Source organism: Micromonospora sp. WMMA1949, assembly GCF_027460145.1.
GTDB lineage: Bacteria > Actinomycetota > Actinomycetes > Mycobacteriales > Micromonosporaceae > Micromonospora.
On sequence record NZ_JAPZBG010000001.1, the window covers coordinates 696,251 to 709,934 of the forward strand.

The following is a 13,684-nucleotide window of genomic DNA, read 5'->3' on the forward strand; positions in this document are numbered from 1 at the left end:
GATGAGAGCCGGGAGGTACGGCGGTCCAATGCGTGTGATCACCCACCTGCTCTGTCTGGCCGACGGGACGCCCACCCGCGCGGACATCGCGGCGCGCTGCGCCGAACTGGCCGAGGCGCTGCGTGGCCGCGACGGGGGCGTGGTGGTGTGCGACGTGTCCGCCGTGACCGCACCCGACCTGGTCACCGTCGAGGTGCTGGCGCGGATGCGCCTGACCGCGCGGCGGTTCGGCTGGCGGCTGGAGGTACGCGGCGCGGGCGACGACCTACGCGAGCTCGCGGGCCTGCTCGGGCTGGCCGGCGCCCTCCTCCAGCCGGGCGGGCAGCCCGAACAGCGGGAACAGGCGGTCGACGTCGAGGAAGTTGTTGAGCGACGTGATCCGGTCGCCGGAGACGCCGAGCACGATCAACGCCCAGGGCACGTGGCCTGAGCCGTCGGGGTCACGCCGGTAGTGCCCGAACGCGGGCATCCCGTTGGCGGCGGTCGGTACGAGGCGGGAGCCGCGGCAGCCGCTGCCGGTGCCCGCCATCCACGCCGCGATGTGCTCGGGGCCGCGCAGCCACAGCGGCAGCGGCGGCATCGACAGCGTCGCGTCCTCGTGCAGCAGGGCGGTGAGCGTCGTCAGGTCGTACGCCTCGAAGGCGCGCACGTAGCGCGCGAGCAGCGCCTGCTGCTCGGCGTCGAGCGGCCGGCGCACGTCGGCCTCGGTGTCGGCCGAGGCGAGCGTGGCCCGCGCCCGCTGCAGGGCGCTGTTGACGCTCGCCACCGACGTGTCGAGCAGTTCGGCGACCTCCTGCGCCGACCAGGCCAGCACCTCGCGCAGGATGAGCACTGCGCGCTGCTTCGGCGGCAGGTGCTGCAGCGCCGCGACGAACGCCAGCCGGACCGACTCCCGGCCGGCGACCACCTCGGCCGGGTCGGCGACCTCCGGCAGCACCCGGTCGTCGGGCGCCGGACCGAGCCAGATCTGCTCCGGGCGCGGCTCGCCGGGGTGGGTGGCGGTGCCGACGCCGGCCGGGCCGAGGTCCATCGGCCGGACCCGGCGCTGCGCGCTGGTGGACATGGTGAGGCAGACGTTCGTCGCGATCCGGTAGAGCCAGGTCCGCAGCGCGGACCGCCCCTCGAACTTGTCGAAGTTGCGCCAGGCCCGGACGAACGTGTCCTGCACCGCGTCCTCGGCCTCGAAGGCCGAACCCAGCATCCGGTAGCAGTAGCCGGTCAGCTCCGACCGGTACGCCTCGAGTTGCGCCTCGACGGGGACGCTCGCCACCTCGCTCACCTGGCTGAAACTAGCCCACATGCTGCGTGAACGCGAGCACGTTCGAGCCCGTGCCGATGAGTACGCCCGGCCCGCGCGGTCCAACTGTCGTCAGGTCACCACATCCGAGGAGCACCGATGACCACAGCGCAGCGCGACGAGACCCACGCCCCGGGGCGGTACGCCGACGTCAACGGCGTCCACCTGTACTACGAGACGCACGGCGCCGGGCGGCCGATGATCCTGCTGCACGGCGGCCTCACCTCGGGTGAGATGTTCGCGCCGATCCTGCCCACGCTGGCCGCGAAGCACCAGGTCGTCGTGGTGGACCTCCAGGGCCACGGCCGCACCGCCGACGTGGACCGGCCGCTCGACATGGCGCTGATGGCCGACGACGTCGCCGCGCTCATCGACCACCTCGGGCTGGACCGCCCGGATGTGGTCGGCTTCTCCCTCGGCGGCGGCGTCGCCCTGCACGCCGGTTTCCGGCACCCGGAGAAGGTGGGCCGGCTGGTCGCCGCGTCCGCGCACATCCGCCGTGACGCCGTGTACCCGGAACTGCTGGCGCAGCAGGGTCAGGTGAACGCCGCGGCGGCCGAGTACATGAAGGACACGCCGATGTACGAGCTGTACCAGCGGGTCGCGCCGCGTCCGGAGGACTTCGCCCGGCTGCTCGACAAGATCGGCGAGGCGATGCGGAAGGACTTCGACTTCACCGAGCAGGTACGCGCCCTGCGGGTGCCGACACTCGTGGTCGCCGCCGACGCCGACATGGCCCCGCCGAGCCACTTCGTCGAGGTGTTCGGGCTGCTCGACGGCGGCCTCCGCGACGGCGGCTGGACGGGCGAGGGCCGCCCGGCGGGCGGGCACGCGCTGGCGATCCTGCCCGGCCTGACCCACTACGACATCGGCCAGTCGCCGCTGTTCGCCGCGGTCACCCTGGACTTCCTCGACCGGGACCGCTGAGTCCACGCGTGTGCCGCGTCCCGTCCCGGGGTACCGCTTGCACAGGAGCACCGGTGAGGAGGACGAGATGACCGACCCCAGGTACGCACCGATCGGACTGGCCACTGCCGGGCAGCTGGTCCCGGACGACGGGGAGACCGGCGGAGGTGAGGTCGTCGGCGCCGACGACGCGGCGGCGGACGCCGCCCGGGCCGGCGCCGACGTGGACCTGTCCCGGGCCGACCGGGACAGCGACGGCACCCCGGTGGGCGCCGCCGACGCCGAGGCCGACCGCAGACGCGCCGCCGGCGAGTGAACGACCGGTTCCGCCCCGCCATCCGTACGACGGTGGCGGGGCGGAGCCGTCCTCAGCCCTCGACCGGCAGCTCCACGTCGGGCAGGTGGCCCAGCGCCCGGATCGCGGTCACGGCGGCGTACCCGTCGGCCAGCCAGGCGATGTCGGTGCCGGGGACCGCGCGGACCGCGTTCTCCTCGACCGCCGTCCGCACGAAGCCCTCGCCCCGCTCGGCGATCGAAACCTGCACCTGACCGAACGGCGCCAGGGTCGCCCGGCGCAGCCCGGCCACCTGATCGGCCGGCAGGTCGGGCACGTTGAGGTTGAGCACGGTGCCCGGGTCCGCCTCGGCCAGCCACGGCAGCAGCGTCGCGGCCAGCTCGGCGGCGCTCGACCAGTGGCGGGACTCGTCGTCCACGCTGTCCAGCACCGCGATCGCCGCGCCGCCACTGCCGGCGCTCGCCGCCGCCGCGGTGAGCACGTCGAGCGACACGGCGAGCGCGCGGATGCCGTTGTTCCCGGCGGTCAGCGCCGCGCCGACGGTGCCGGAGTGCAGGACCGCGTGGCCCGCGTTCGCACCCCGGTTGATGCCGGACAGCAGCAGATCCGGGACCGGCCCGAACACACCGAGCCCGGCCAGCACCGCGATGTAGGCCGGGGAGGCGGCCACCGCGTACGCCGGCACGTCGGGCAGGCCGTCCAGCTCGGTCTCGCGGAACACCAGACGCCCGTCCTCGGTCACCGCGGACAGCGCCGCGCTCATCCCGCTCGCCTCGGCCTCCGGCGCCGCGACCACCACGTCCAGCCCGCGCTCGTACGCGGCCCGGGCCAGCGCGCGGATGCCGGGGGCGTGCACGCCGTCGTCGTTCGTCACCAGCACCCGGGGCGGCCGGTCAGCCGTCATCGTCGCCACCGTCCAGCGGGGTCAGCCGCACCCGGCCGGCCAGTTCGCGTACCGCCTCGGCCCGGCCGGTGCCCAGCCCGTGCCGGGTCACGTTGAGCGCTCCGGCGGCGGCGCCGACGTGCAGCGCCTCCCGCATGTCGCCGCCCCGGGCCAGCACCGCCGCCACCCCGGCGGTCATCGAGTCGCCGGCGCCCCGGTGGTCGGCCAGTTCCAGCGGCGGGGCGTGCACCAGCAGCGGCTCGCCGTCCTCCGGCAGCGCCAGCGCCGGCTCCCCGGCGCGGCTGATCAGCACCGTCCGTGCGCCGCGCTCCTGGCAGCGGCGGCCGGCGTCGCGCAGCGCCTCGACGCTGTCGTCCTTGGCGAGGCCGTCGTCGAGCAGTTCCTCGTGGCTGACCTTCAGCACGCTCACCCCGCCGTCGAGCACGGCCTCCAGGTACGGCCCGGACAGGTCCGCCACCACCGTGCCGCCGTTGGCGCCCAGGTCGGCGGCGAGCCGGCGGTAGATGTCCGGGTCCACCACCTGCGGGTCGGCCGGCCCGCTGAGCACGCTGACCGGGGCACGCAGCCCTTCGGTGAGTGTCACCGTGTACAGCTCGTCGATGTCGTGCCGCACCATCGGCGCGCCCGGGTGCTCGGCGATCTCGGCCCGCTCGCCGTCGCGCCTGTCGTGCACGTACCAGCCGGTGCCGGATTCCCGCCGGACCACCCGTACCGTGACGTCCTCGTCGTCGAGCAGCTTGCGGACCGCGTCGCCGACCTCGCCGCCGAGGCCCACGCACATGGTCACCGGTACGCCGAGCGCGGCGATCATCCGGGTCTGCCACACCCCCTGCCCGCCGGGGTGCAGGTGCAGCTCGGGTACGTCGCCCTGCTGCTCGATGGTCACAGTCAACAGCGGGGCCGGGGCGAACACCATCACCTTCTGGTCCATCCACCAGTGGTGCCCGCTGACCGGCCCCGGTAATCCCCCAGGTCAGTACGGGTGCGGCGGTCAGCTGCCCAGGGCGAGATCCGCCACCTCGGCGGCGCAGCCCCAGGACAGCGTCACCCCCGCCCCGCCGTGCCCGTACGCGTGCACCAGCCGTCCGTCCGCCGGGTCCACCTCGACGCGGGGGCCGCCGTGCCGGGCTGGGCGCAGCCCGATCCGCTCCCCCACCAGCGGCGCGTCCGCGAGCTGCGGCACCAGCGCCACGCACCGGCGCCGGATCGCGGCCGCCTCCTGCGGGTCGGGGCGGGTGTGCCACACCCGCCCCTCGTAGGTGCCGCCGAGCACCACGTCGTGGCGGCGCGGATGCACGTACGTGATGCCGGCCGGGTCGTCCTCGTCGCGCACCGAGACGGTCAGGCCCGGATTCGCCACCAGCAGGACGTGCCCGCGCGCCGGGTACACGGCCGGGTCGGCGGCGAGGCGGCCGGCGGCCAGACCGGTCGCGTTCACCACGACCGGCGCGACCTCGTACGCCTCGGCGAGCGCGCCCAGGGGACGGCGGACGATTCGGCCGCCGCCCGCCTCCAGGCGCTGCCGCAGCCAGGTGAGGTACGGGGTCATCTCCACCGACGGGGCGGTGAACCGCAGCAGCGCGGTGTACGGCGGCTCCGCCGGCTCGGCCACCAGGTCGCCGCAGGCGTCGGCCCACCACGGCGGCCCGGCGTAGCGGTGGCGCAGCCACATCCGGGTGGGCCGGTCGACCACCCCCGGCACGCCGTCGGCCGCCTGGCGGCGCAGCTCGGCGTGGGTGTCCCGGGCCCAGCGCAGCACCCGGGGATCCTCCTCGGTGTGGCTGGGGTACCAGACCGCGGCGGCCACCGTGGACACGGTGTCGGCCGGGTCGTGGGCGGTCAGCACGGTGACGTGTGCGCCGCGCCGCTGGAGCGTGAGCGCTGTCGTCATCCCGATCACCCCGCCGCCGACCACAACCACGTCCGCCTTCGTCATGATCTGCTCCCGTCGTCCGTACCCGCGTGTTCCCGCCGATGGTGGCCGCCCGGACGGCTGGTGTTCAAGACGGATCGGGCGGCGTACGGGACCAAATCGCTTTGTCCGTCTCGGTTACGCTCGTGGCGTTTGGCCTTGGGGAGGTCTCATGAGTGCGGATCCTTCGATGAGCGGCGACTTCACCCGCATGCTCGACGCCACGATGGCGGCACTTCGGACGGTGGGTCCGCCACCGGAGGGCGAGGCGGACACGCCGGCGGTCGGCGAGGCGGCCGACGGGCAGGTACGCGCCGAGATGGGACGCGACGGCAAGCTCCACTCGCTGCACGTCGAGCCGCGGCTGATGCGGCTCGGCTCCGAGGAGCTGACCGCGCACATCGTCACCGCCGTCAACGCGGCGATCGACGGGCTGCGCGCCGGCCCGGCCCCGCAGGTGGCGGACATGTCGCAGCTGCGGGAGCAGTTGCAGGAGGTACGGGACACCGCCGTACCCCGGCTCGGGTCGTTCCTCGACGCGCTGACCGAGGCGCAGGAGCGACTGGCACGCGGCGGGCAGCGATGAGCGGCGACGGCTTCGAGGTGCACCCGCCGCTGATCCGGGCCGCCGGGCGCGGCGTCACCGACCTCGCCAAGCGGTTCAACGGCGAGCTGGAGGCGTTCGAGGCGCGGATGCAGGGCTACGGCGAACCGTGGGGCGCCGACGACATCGGCTCGTTGATCGGCATCGCCTACACCGAGGTGGCGAACTACATCTTCGACTGCGTCGGCATGGCGGCCGACGAGTTCACCTCCGCCGGCGCCGACATCACCGGGATGGCTGACGCGTACGAGCGGGTCGACGAGGACGGCGCGGGCACCATGCGCTCGCTCGCCGGCGGGCTGGGGTGAGCCGTGGGACTGCAACTACCGGGTGAGCTGATCACCGCGCTCGGCTGGATCGGTTACACCTGGCCGCAGGCCGACGAGGAGAAGCTCTTCGAGATGGGCCAGGCGTGGCTCGAGTTCGGCGGCCGGATTGGGGCGGCGGCCGGTGAGGTGGACGCGGCGGCCGCACAGGTGTGGACGCAGAACGTCGGCCCGGCGATCGCGGCGTTCCAGAAGTGGTGGGGCGGCGAGCAGAACGGACCGCTCGTGCTGCACGACAGCATGCCGGCGGCCATGCTGCTCGGCACCGGGCTGATCATCTGCGCGGCTATCGTCCTGGCACTGAAGATCGCGGTGATCGTGCAGCTCGCCATCCTCGCGTTCCAGGTCGCCCAGGCGATCGCCACCGCCGTGGTCACGTTCGGCGCCTCGCTGGCCGAGATCCCGATCTTCCAGATCATCACCCGGGAGATCGTCGGCGCGCTCATCGACCAGGTGATCGGAAGACTGCTCGATGCCTAGCCCGAGGCGCGGCCGGGGCGCCGCCGCGAAACCGGCGGCCGGCAAGATCGTCCGCAAGGCGGTCGAGAAGCTGGAGAAGCCGATCGTCCGGGTCACCGGGCCCAACCGGAGCCTGCCCACCAAGGTCGTGCGGGTGCAGCGCCGGGACTTCCACGCCACCGCCCAGTTCCGGCGCAAGATGGCCGCGCTGAAGAAGCTCAGCGACTCCGGCAAGCTCTACAAGGCCACCAACCCGGTGGCCCGCGACAAGAGCATCACCGACGGCTACAAGGACCGGATCCGGCAGAAGATCTGGGACAAGTACTGGCCGCACGACAAGGACCTCGCCAACCGGCTCAGTCAAAGGCTCAGCGACTACCACCCCGACCACGTGTGGGAACTGCAGCTCGGCGGGCCGGACACCGTCGACAACCTCAAGCTGCTGCATGGTAGAACCAACACGGACATCGGCTCCCAGATCTGGGGGCAGATCCAGAATCTGCCGGACGGAACCCCGATCCGAATAGAGGTAGTGGATTGACTTCCGATCTCGCGCAGCTTCTCGGCGAACTCCGCGCGGACCTCGCCGCGGACGAGCCGGCCAGTCTCGCGTACGCGCAGATCGGCGAGCCCGCCGACGCCGGTGACGTGCCGGCGGACCTGCCGGCCGGCCTGCGTGATCTGCTGCTCGCCGCCGACGGCCTGCGGGCCGGCGCGTTCGAACTGGCCTCGGCCGGCCGGCTCGCCGGGGTGCAGTACTTCCTCGACTACGCGCCCGACTTCTCCCCCGTCCCGCAGGACAAGGGCGGCTGGCTCGTCGTCGGCACGCGCAGCGACGAGCCGATCTTCCTGGAGCGGGCGACCGGCGCGGTGTGGTACTTCCCGCCGACGGGCACCGAGTGGTTCATGGGCGACGCGTTCGAGGAACTGGCGCCCGACCTCGACTCGTTCGTGCACTACTACGTGCTCGGCCCCGGCTACGCCGAGCTGGTCACCGACGACGACGGGTGGTGCGCGTTCCTCGACCGGCAGGGCCTGCTCGACGAGGCGGACGAGGTCGACGAGGACGAGGCGCAGCCGTGACCGTCACCCGGGAGCAGCTCACCGCGCTGTGGGGTGAGCGGGGCGTCATCTACTTCCCCGACCAGCGCTTCGACGCGATCCTCGGGCCGCTCGGACCGGAGGTGTTCCCGCCCGACGGCGCGCTGCCGGTCGAGGTGCCGATCCTGTTCACAGTGGATGTCTCGGTGCCCGACGTCGAGCTGTTCTCCACGCTGTCGATCGAGCTGGGCGACCAGGGCCCCCGCCCGTACGTCGTGCTCGGCGCCTCGCCGGAGGACCCGGCACTGCTGTTCTGCCTGGACGCGGGCACCGGCGCGGTGATCCTGCTCGACCTGGAGACACCGAACCTGGAGACGGTGAACAGCACGTTCGCCGCGTTCGTGGAGTTCCTCTACCGGCTCGGGCAGCTCATCGCCACCGATCCGGGCGGGCGGGAGCGGGCCGCACGGGCGGCGGCCATTCGCGACGACCTGCGCCCGGTCGACCCGGCCGCGTTCGCGGAGCCGGAGTCGTGGTGGAACATGGCCTTCGACGAGCTGGAGTCGACCGCCTGACGTCAACCGGCGACCGGCGCGGGCACCGCCGGTGCGGCGCGCCGCGCGCCGGTCAGCCCGGCGACGAGCAGCAGGTACGCGGCCAGCTCCACCGCCGCCGTGAGGGCCGGTACGGGCTGCGGCAGCATCCGCGTGGGTGTGATGGCGTACCAGGCGAACAGGGCGGTGTCGGCCGAGTCCGGCAGGAGCAGGGCCTCGATGCCCGCGTCGAGCAGCGGCAACGCGAGCACCGCCAGCAGTGCCGCGCCGGTCGCGGCGAGCCGCCGGCCCCGCCCGGCCAGCAGCACGGCGAGCACCAGCGCGGCGAGCGCGAGCGCCAGCGGCGGCAGCAGCGCGAGGACGAGCGCGGGCACGACGTCGGCCTGGTCGTACCCCGGGCCGCCGACCCGGGTGAGCGTGGTCTCGGTGCGGACCTCCACGAGCCGGGTGCTCGCGGCCACGGCGGCGCCGACGTCGGCGACCCGGACGGCCGCGTACCCGAGGACGGGCGCGGCGGCGACCGCCGCGGCGATCAGGTGCCGGCGCCGCCCACGACCCCGGAACGCGACCAGCAGCACCGCCACCGCGACCAGCGCCGCCCAGCTCCCCGCGAACGCCGCGTCGAAGCCGGCCGTGACGTCGAAACCGCTGTCGCCACTGCCGTACACCAGCCAGCCGACGTCCCCGGCGGCCGGCTCGGCCGGCATCGTGCGGACCGCGTCCACGATCAACGGTACGAGCGCCGCCGGCACCGCCCAGCGCGGCGCCGGCAGTCCGGCGGCGACGGCGTAGCCGAGCAGCAGCGCCAGGCTCAGCACCTCCGCGCCGCGCCAGAGCGGTGCGGCCACCAGGACGCCGACGACGTGGGCGACGGCGGACACGGCCGCGAGGATCAACAGCAGCGGAGCGCGACGCACCGGCGGATCCTTTCACGACACACCGGCACGCCGCGGCCCCGTGATCGTCAGCTCCCGGCCGGCACCTGGTCCTTGACGTCGTCGTAGCCGACCGCGCCCGGCGCCGGCGCCGGGGTGTAGATCACCCGGATCACGCCGGTCGGGTACGCCTCGGTCGCGGCCACCCGCAGGTGGTACGGCGCGTCGCCCCCGTCGAACAGCCGGCGGCCCTTGCGGGCGGCGACCGGGTGCACCAGCAGCCGCAGCTCGTCCACCAGGCCCGCGGCGAGCAGTTGCTGCACCACCGAGATCGAGCCGGGGATGAGGATGCCCTTGATGCCGGCGTCGGCCTTGAGCGCGCGTACGGCGTCGGTCAGGTCACCCTGGATCAGCTCGGAGTTGCGCCAGGAGAACTCCAGCGGCTGGCGCGAGACGACGACCTTGCGCATGTCGCCGAGCTGCTTGGCGAACGGCGCGTCCTCACCGCCGGCGGCCTCCCGGTCCGGCCAGGCGCTGGCGAAGCTGTCGTACGTCTCCCGGCCGATCAGCAGCACGTCGGAGGTGTCGTAGTCCTCGGTGACGGCGCGGCCCATGTTGTCGTCGAAGTACGGGAAGTGCCAGTCGGGGTCGATCTCGGCGACACCGTCGGCCGAGATGAACAGCGTGGAGATGACAGTGGCCATCGCGGTGCTCCCTACCTGTCTGTCTGTCTGGGATGTCGACGGGTGGACCGCCGAGGCTTCGCGAACTCATCGCATCCGCTGTCGATTCTGCGGCCGAAACCCGATGGCCGGTCGCGGCGCGCCGCCGGTACGGTGCCCCAACCGTCGCCGAAGGGGGTACGCGATGACGGAGACGACGACACTGTGGCGCCCGACCGGTCCACGAGAGCTCGACCTCGTCCGCGCCTCCGGCTGGCGGGCCTGGCCGCCGCGGCTGCCGGACCAGCCGATCTTCTATCCGGTGCTCAACGAGCAGTACGCCGTCATGATCGCCCGGGACTGGAACGTGCCGGCGTCCGGCGCCGGCTACGTGACGCGTTTCCACGTCGAGCGCGCGTTCGCCGCCCGCTACCCGGTCCGGCAGGTCGGTGGCCGGGAGATCCTGGAGCTGTGGGTGCCGGCCGAGGAGCTCGACGAGTTCAACCGGCACATCGTCGGACCGATCGAGGTGGTCCACGAGTTCCGGGCGCCGGAGCGGGCGGGCTGACCGGCGCCGGGCGGGTGGTCGCGCCCGCCCGGTCAGCGGGTCAGCCCGGGGTGAGCAGGCAGAACTCGTTGCCCTCCGGATCGACGAGCACCCGCCAGTGGATGTGGGCCCCACCGACGCCGGCGGCGGTGGCGCCGAGCGCCAGCAGCCGGGCCTCCTCGGCGTTCAGTTCGTCGCCCGGGTAGGGGCGGTTGTCGAGGTGGACGCGGTTCCAGCCGGTCTTCGCGTCGGCCGAGCGAGCGAACCGCAGGTACGGCCCGACGCCCTGGGCGGAGCGCAGCACGGCCTGCTGGTCGGTCGCCTCGTGCACGGTCCAGTCGGTGGCCCGGCTCCAGAAGTCGGCCATGGCGCGCGGGTCGGCGCAGTCGACCACCACCTCGGCGATCGGACCGGTGTCCGCGTGCCGCGGGTTCGGCTCCCGTACGCAGAACTCGTTGCCCTCCGGGTCGGCCAGGACCGTCCACGGCACGTCGCCCTGGCCCACGTCGGCGGGGGTGGCGCCGAGAGCCCTCAGGCGCGCGACCAGATCCGCGTGGTGCTCGGCCGAGGTGGTCGCGAGGTCGACGTGGACGCGGTTCTTCGCCGTCTTCGGCTCGGCGGAGACGACGAGATCGACGTAGAGGAAGCGGGGGTCCGGGTAGGTGAAGCCCTCGGGTTCGAGGTTCGTCACTCCGGGAGCCTCGCTGGAGATCCCCCAGCCGAGCACCTTCGCCCAGAAACCGCCGAGCGTCACCTCGTCGTGGGCCTTCATGTTGATCTGCACGAACCGCGTTGCCATGGCCGCGATGCTAGAGCCCACGCCGCGCCGGCGTGGTCCCGGCAGACGATCAGGAATCGAGAAGCGCCCGGTCACCGGCACGCCATAGCGTTGCCGTCAGCGGTCGGCACCACGCGGACCGCAAGCCACGAGGGGGAATCGAGATGTCCGACGGGTTCAGTGCCGAGGAGCGCGCCGCGATGAAGGAGCGCGCGGCCGAGCTGCGCGCCGAGGGGAAGAAGGGCGCCAAGAAGGCCGACGACCTCCAGGCGGTGCTCGACCGGATCGCGCAGATGGCGCCGGAGGACCGCGAGCTGGCCGAGCGCGTGCACGTGACGATCATGTCCGCCGCGCCGGAGCTGTCGCCGAAGACCTGGTACGGCATGCCCGCGTACGCGAACGCCGACGGCAAGCTCGTCGTGTTCTTCCAGGACGCGGGGAAGTTCAAGTACCGCTACTCGACGGTGGGCTTCCAGGAGGCGGCGAACCTCGACGACGGCGACATGTGGCCGGCGTCGTTCGCGCTGATGCGGTGGAGCCCGGAGGTGGAGAAGAGGCTCACCGAACTGGTGCGGGCCGCCGTGTCCTGATCACGCGGTCAGGCGGACGGCGCGGCGCCGAGGGCGAGCGCCGCCGCCGCGGCCGCGCAGCCCCAGGACAGCATCACCCCGTTGCCCGCGTGGCCGTAGTTGTGCACGACGAGCGCGTCACCACGCCGTTCGGCCTCCACGCGCGGCGCCGCTCGGCCGGGACGCAGGCCGACTGTGTGTTCGAGGACGTCGGCGCCGGCCAGGGCGGGTTCGATGGCGGCGCACCGGGCGATCACCTCGGCCTCCTCGGCCGGGTCGGGCGTGGTGTCGTCGCTGCGCCGCTGCCCGCCGCCGAGCACCACGTGGTCACCGTGCGGGAAGATCGACGCCCAGGCCGGCGCCATCGGCGCCTCCATGAAGAACCGGTCCAGGCCGGGGTTGCGCACCACGATCCGGGGCCCGCGCACCGGGTGCAGGCCGGTGTCGCCGGTCAGGGCCCGCGCCGCCAGCCCGGCGCAGTTGACCACGACCGGGGCCAGCGCCGCCGCCTCGTCGAGCGAGCCCACCGGCTCCTCCCGTACCTCGCCGCCGCCGTCGCGGAGGCGGGCCAGGAGGTACGCGAGGTAGACCGGCATGTCGACGAGGGGCAGCCGGACGGTGAACGCGGTGCCGAAGCCGGCGGGCCGCTCGTCGTCGCCCAGGTGCCGGAAGCCCGGCGTCTGCTCGGCGTACGGCGGCGTCGCCCCTTCCGGCCGGGCGGCGAGGATGCCGTCGCGCCACGCCACGCCGGGCATCGGCCCGGCACCGAGCACCCGCAGCGTCTCGTCGGTCCAGGCGCGCTGCGGGTCGCCGGGTGGGGACAGGTTGGGGCCGACCATCGCCCCGGCCAGCGCCGACGTGGTCCGCGCGGGCGGCGCCGCGGTGCGCACGAGCACCCGGGCGCCGTTCTCGACCAGGCGGATGCCGGTGCTGAGGCCGCTGACCCCGGCACCGATGACGAGGACGTCCGGACGTGTGGTCATCGCGGGCTCCATCCGCTCGACGGTCGCGGCCCGGCCCATTCTCCACCGGTCGGTCCCGTCTGTTTGTCCCCGCAGCGACGTCCGCCGGTAGGCGGTCAGCGCTGCCAGGAGTCGAGGCCGCGGACCGCGGCCCCGGCGATGTCGTCGGCCAGCCCGGGGTCGTTACTGGTGCCCTCCCAGCCCTGGTCGTGGACGACGGTGACCGCGTCGGCGACCCGGATCACGATGATCTGGCTGGTGGCCTGCCCGTCGGCCGGGCTGCCGTCGAGGGCGATGGCCGGCCGGGTGACTGTCACCAGCAGCGCCTCGTCGCCGGTTCGGGCCATCGGCTGGGACCGGACGGTGACGGTGCCGCCCGACTCCTTGAACGACCGGCAGGACTCCATCGCCCCGCGGACCCGGCGCAGGTAGTCGGCGGCGCCGGTGCCCTCGAAGGCGAAGACGGTCTGGTGCAGCGTGCCGTAGGGGACGTTCTCCGGCGGGTCCGTCGGCTGCTTGTAGGTGCTCATCATCGCGGCGCTCGCGGTGACCGACCGTCCACCGCTGCGGAACTCCTCGGCGCACAGTTCGGGCAGCGCGTCGGTGACCTCCATCGGCTGCGCGTCGTTCTTGCGCAGCGCCGGCGGCAGGTCGGCGAAGGCGGACTTCGGGATGGTCACGGGCCCGCCGGACGACGGCGACGCCTCCGGCGTCGCGGGGGTGGTCGCCGAGGTCGCGCTCGGGTCCGCGGTGCCGCCGTCGCCGCCGTCGCCGCAGGCGCCGGCCAGCAGCGTGGCGACGAGCAGGGGTACGCCAAGCATCCGCCTACGGCGACCCGGTGTCCTCATGTCGACCTCCGTCCCGTGCCCGTCCCGACGAGGTTCCCGATGCCACGCCGCCCGAAACGGCGCGCCCGTTCCCCTGCTCCCCCAACGGCCGGGCACCCCACCACGTTCCGGTGCGCAGCCACTCCTTGACTTTTCGTTAGGCGGC

The 13,684-nt window shown here is 73.7% G+C and carries 19 protein-coding genes and 1 pseudogene; 11 read left to right on the forward strand and 9 right to left on the reverse strand.

What is annotated here, in order from left to right:
- Positions 1 to 28: 28 nt before the first annotated feature.
- A pseudogene (locus O7607_RS02990) lies at positions 29 to 235 on the forward strand (hypothetical protein); the annotation flags it as partial.
- A gap of 30 nt (positions 236 to 265) precedes the next feature.
- Here O7607_RS02990 and O7607_RS02995 read toward each other — a convergent pair.
- Positions 266 to 1,300, reverse strand: coding sequence for a sigma-70 family RNA polymerase sigma factor (locus tag O7607_RS02995; RefSeq protein WP_269700825.1), 1,035 nt, complete (start codon positions 1,298 to 1,300; stop codon positions 266 to 268).
- Between the two features lie 96 nt (positions 1,301 to 1,396).
- Between O7607_RS02995 and O7607_RS03000 the strand changes: the two genes are divergently transcribed.
- Together O7607_RS03000 and O7607_RS03005 are read left to right on the forward strand one after the other, a co-directional pair.
- Positions 1,397 to 2,224, forward strand: coding sequence for an alpha/beta fold hydrolase (locus O7607_RS03000; protein ID WP_269700827.1), 828 nt, complete (start codon positions 1,397 to 1,399; stop codon positions 2,222 to 2,224).
- A 67-nt stretch (positions 2,225 to 2,291) separates the two neighbouring features.
- A complete protein-coding gene (locus O7607_RS03005; RefSeq protein WP_269700829.1) occupies positions 2,292 to 2,519 on the forward strand; it encodes a hypothetical protein in 228 nt (75 codons plus the stop codon).
- 52 nt (positions 2,520 to 2,571) lie between these two features.
- Here the strand turns inward: O7607_RS03005 and surE are convergent, their stop codons facing one another.
- From surE to O7607_RS03020, 3 genes are read right to left on the reverse strand one after another with little or no spacing between them, the layout of a single operon-like run.
- Positions 2,572 to 3,402 carry a 5'/3'-nucleotidase SurE gene (surE, locus tag O7607_RS03010; protein WP_128138723.1) on the reverse strand — a complete coding sequence of 277 codons (831 nt, stop codon included), beginning with the start codon at positions 3,400 to 3,402 and terminating at the stop codon, positions 2,572 to 2,574.
- The gene (locus tag O7607_RS03015; RefSeq protein ID WP_269700832.1) at positions 3,392 to 4,333 is read right to left on the reverse strand and encodes a 1-phosphofructokinase family hexose kinase; all 942 of its coding nucleotides are present in this window, start codon (positions 4,331 to 4,333) and stop codon (positions 3,392 to 3,394) included. Before O7607_RS03015 ends, surE begins: the two co-directional genes overlap by 11 nt.
- Before the next feature lie 60 nt (positions 4,334 to 4,393).
- On the reverse strand, positions 4,394 to 5,338 hold the full coding sequence (locus tag O7607_RS03020) for an FAD-dependent oxidoreductase (RefSeq protein ID WP_269700833.1): 945 nt from the start codon (positions 5,336 to 5,338) through the stop codon (positions 4,394 to 4,396).
- Positions 5,339 to 5,486: 148 nt separating this feature from the next.
- Between O7607_RS03020 and O7607_RS03025 the strand changes: the two genes are divergently transcribed.
- The 6 genes from O7607_RS03025 to O7607_RS03050 are packed head-to-tail and all read left to right on the forward strand — an operon-like array spanning position 5,487 to position 8,319.
- On the forward strand, positions 5,487 to 5,900 hold the full coding sequence (locus O7607_RS03025) for a YbaB/EbfC family nucleoid-associated protein (RefSeq protein WP_269700834.1): 414 nt from the start codon (positions 5,487 to 5,489) through the stop codon (positions 5,898 to 5,900).
- Positions 5,897 to 6,226, forward strand: a complete 330-nt coding sequence (locus O7607_RS03030; RefSeq protein ID WP_091423449.1) for a hypothetical protein — start codon at positions 5,897 to 5,899, stop codon at positions 6,224 to 6,226. Before O7607_RS03025 ends, O7607_RS03030 begins: the two co-directional genes overlap by 4 nt.
- Positions 6,227 to 6,229: 3 nt before the next feature.
- Positions 6,230 to 6,724: a WXG100-like domain-containing protein gene (locus tag O7607_RS03035; protein ID WP_269700836.1), complete on the forward strand. Its 495-nt coding sequence runs from the start codon at positions 6,230 to 6,232 to the stop codon at positions 6,722 to 6,724.
- Complete coding sequence (locus O7607_RS03040; RefSeq protein ID WP_269700837.1) at positions 6,717 to 7,244, forward strand: endonuclease; 528 nt, start codon at positions 6,717 to 6,719, stop codon at positions 7,242 to 7,244. The genes O7607_RS03035 and O7607_RS03040 overlap by 8 nt, the downstream gene beginning before the upstream one ends.
- Positions 7,241 to 7,786 carry an SUKH-4 family immunity protein gene (locus O7607_RS03045; protein ID WP_269700839.1) on the forward strand — a complete coding sequence of 182 codons (546 nt, stop codon included), beginning with the start codon at positions 7,241 to 7,243 and terminating at the stop codon, positions 7,784 to 7,786. The genes O7607_RS03040 and O7607_RS03045 overlap by 4 nt, the downstream gene beginning before the upstream one ends.
- Positions 7,783 to 8,319, forward strand: a complete 537-nt coding sequence (locus O7607_RS03050; protein WP_269700841.1) for an SUKH-4 family immunity protein — start codon at positions 7,783 to 7,785, stop codon at positions 8,317 to 8,319. The genes O7607_RS03045 and O7607_RS03050 overlap by 4 nt, the downstream gene beginning before the upstream one ends.
- Positions 8,320 to 8,321: 2 nt before the next feature.
- On the opposite strand, the gene O7607_RS03055 is transcribed toward O7607_RS03050, so the two are convergent.
- Together O7607_RS03055 and O7607_RS03060 are read right to left on the reverse strand one after the other, a co-directional pair.
- Positions 8,322 to 9,215 (reverse strand): hypothetical protein, encoded by an 894-nt coding sequence (locus O7607_RS03055; RefSeq protein ID WP_269700843.1) that lies wholly within the window; start codon positions 9,213 to 9,215, stop codon positions 8,322 to 8,324.
- Between the two features lie 47 nt (positions 9,216 to 9,262).
- Complete coding sequence (locus O7607_RS03060) at positions 9,263 to 9,877, reverse strand: dihydrofolate reductase family protein (protein WP_269700844.1); 615 nt, start codon at positions 9,875 to 9,877, stop codon at positions 9,263 to 9,265.
- 163 nt (positions 9,878 to 10,040) lie between these two features.
- Between O7607_RS03060 and O7607_RS03065 the strand changes: the two genes are divergently transcribed.
- A complete protein-coding gene (locus O7607_RS03065; protein ID WP_269700846.1) occupies positions 10,041 to 10,403 on the forward strand; it encodes an ADP-ribosylation/crystallin J1 in 363 nt (120 codons plus the stop codon).
- Positions 10,404 to 10,443: 40 nt separating this feature from the next.
- On the opposite strand, the gene O7607_RS03070 is transcribed toward O7607_RS03065, so the two are convergent.
- The gene (locus O7607_RS03070; RefSeq protein WP_269700848.1) at positions 10,444 to 11,181 is read right to left on the reverse strand and encodes a VOC family protein; all 738 of its coding nucleotides are present in this window, start codon (positions 11,179 to 11,181) and stop codon (positions 10,444 to 10,446) included.
- 143 nt (positions 11,182 to 11,324) lie between these two features.
- Between O7607_RS03070 and O7607_RS03075 the strand changes: the two genes are divergently transcribed.
- On the forward strand, positions 11,325 to 11,750 hold the full coding sequence (locus O7607_RS03075) for an iron chaperone (protein WP_269700850.1): 426 nt from the start codon (positions 11,325 to 11,327) through the stop codon (positions 11,748 to 11,750).
- An 8-nt stretch (positions 11,751 to 11,758) separates the two neighbouring features.
- On the opposite strand, the gene O7607_RS03080 is transcribed toward O7607_RS03075, so the two are convergent.
- Together O7607_RS03080 and O7607_RS03085 are read right to left on the reverse strand one after the other, a co-directional pair.
- On the reverse strand, positions 11,759 to 12,712 hold the full coding sequence (locus O7607_RS03080; RefSeq protein WP_269700851.1) for an NAD(P)/FAD-dependent oxidoreductase: 954 nt from the start codon (positions 12,710 to 12,712) through the stop codon (positions 11,759 to 11,761).
- Positions 12,713 to 12,807: 95 nt separating this feature from the next.
- The gene (locus O7607_RS03085) at positions 12,808 to 13,512 is read right to left on the reverse strand and encodes a hypothetical protein (protein WP_269700853.1); all 705 of its coding nucleotides are present in this window, start codon (positions 13,510 to 13,512) and stop codon (positions 12,808 to 12,810) included.
- Positions 13,513 to 13,684 lie beyond the last annotated feature (172 nt).

Excerpts from the sequence above, each read along its gene's own strand:
- O7607_RS03030 (WP_091423449.1), top strand. The coding sequence starts at position 5,897 with ATGAGCGGCGACGGCTTCGAGGTGCACCCGCCGCTGATCCGGGCCGCC.
- O7607_RS03085 (WP_269700853.1), bottom strand. The coding sequence starts at position 13,512 with ATGCTTGGCGTACCCCTGCTCGTCGCCACGCTGCTGGCCGGCGCCTGC.
- O7607_RS03025 (WP_269700834.1), top strand. The coding sequence starts at position 5,487 with ATGAGTGCGGATCCTTCGATGAGCGGCGACTTCACCCGCATGCTCGAC.
- O7607_RS03020 (WP_269700833.1), bottom strand. The coding sequence starts at position 5,338 with ATGACGAAGGCGGACGTGGTTGTGGTCGGCGGCGGGGTGATCGGGATG.
- O7607_RS02995 (WP_269700825.1), bottom strand. The coding sequence starts at position 1,300 with ATGTGGGCTAGTTTCAGCCAGGTGAGCGAGGTGGCGAGCGTCCCCGTC.
- O7607_RS03070 (WP_269700848.1), bottom strand. The coding sequence starts at position 11,181 with ATGGCAACGCGGTTCGTGCAGATCAACATGAAGGCCCACGACGAGGTG.
- O7607_RS03080 (WP_269700851.1), bottom strand. The coding sequence starts at position 12,712 with ATGACCACACGTCCGGACGTCCTCGTCATCGGTGCCGGGGTCAGCGGC.
- O7607_RS03040 (WP_269700837.1), top strand. The coding sequence starts at position 6,717 with ATGCCTAGCCCGAGGCGCGGCCGGGGCGCCGCCGCGAAACCGGCGGCC.
- O7607_RS03060 (WP_269700844.1), bottom strand. The coding sequence starts at position 9,877 with ATGGCCACTGTCATCTCCACGCTGTTCATCTCGGCCGACGGTGTCGCC.
- surE (WP_128138723.1), bottom strand. The coding sequence starts at position 3,402 with ATGACGGCTGACCGGCCGCCCCGGGTGCTGGTGACGAACGACGACGGC.
- O7607_RS03000 (WP_269700827.1), top strand. The coding sequence starts at position 1,397 with ATGACCACAGCGCAGCGCGACGAGACCCACGCCCCGGGGCGGTACGCC.
- O7607_RS03065 (WP_269700846.1), top strand. The coding sequence starts at position 10,041 with ATGACGGAGACGACGACACTGTGGCGCCCGACCGGTCCACGAGAGCTC.
- O7607_RS03005 (WP_269700829.1), top strand. The coding sequence starts at position 2,292 with ATGACCGACCCCAGGTACGCACCGATCGGACTGGCCACTGCCGGGCAG.
- O7607_RS03075 (WP_269700850.1), top strand. The coding sequence starts at position 11,325 with ATGTCCGACGGGTTCAGTGCCGAGGAGCGCGCCGCGATGAAGGAGCGC.
- O7607_RS03015 (WP_269700832.1), bottom strand. The coding sequence starts at position 4,333 with ATGGACCAGAAGGTGATGGTGTTCGCCCCGGCCCCGCTGTTGACTGTG.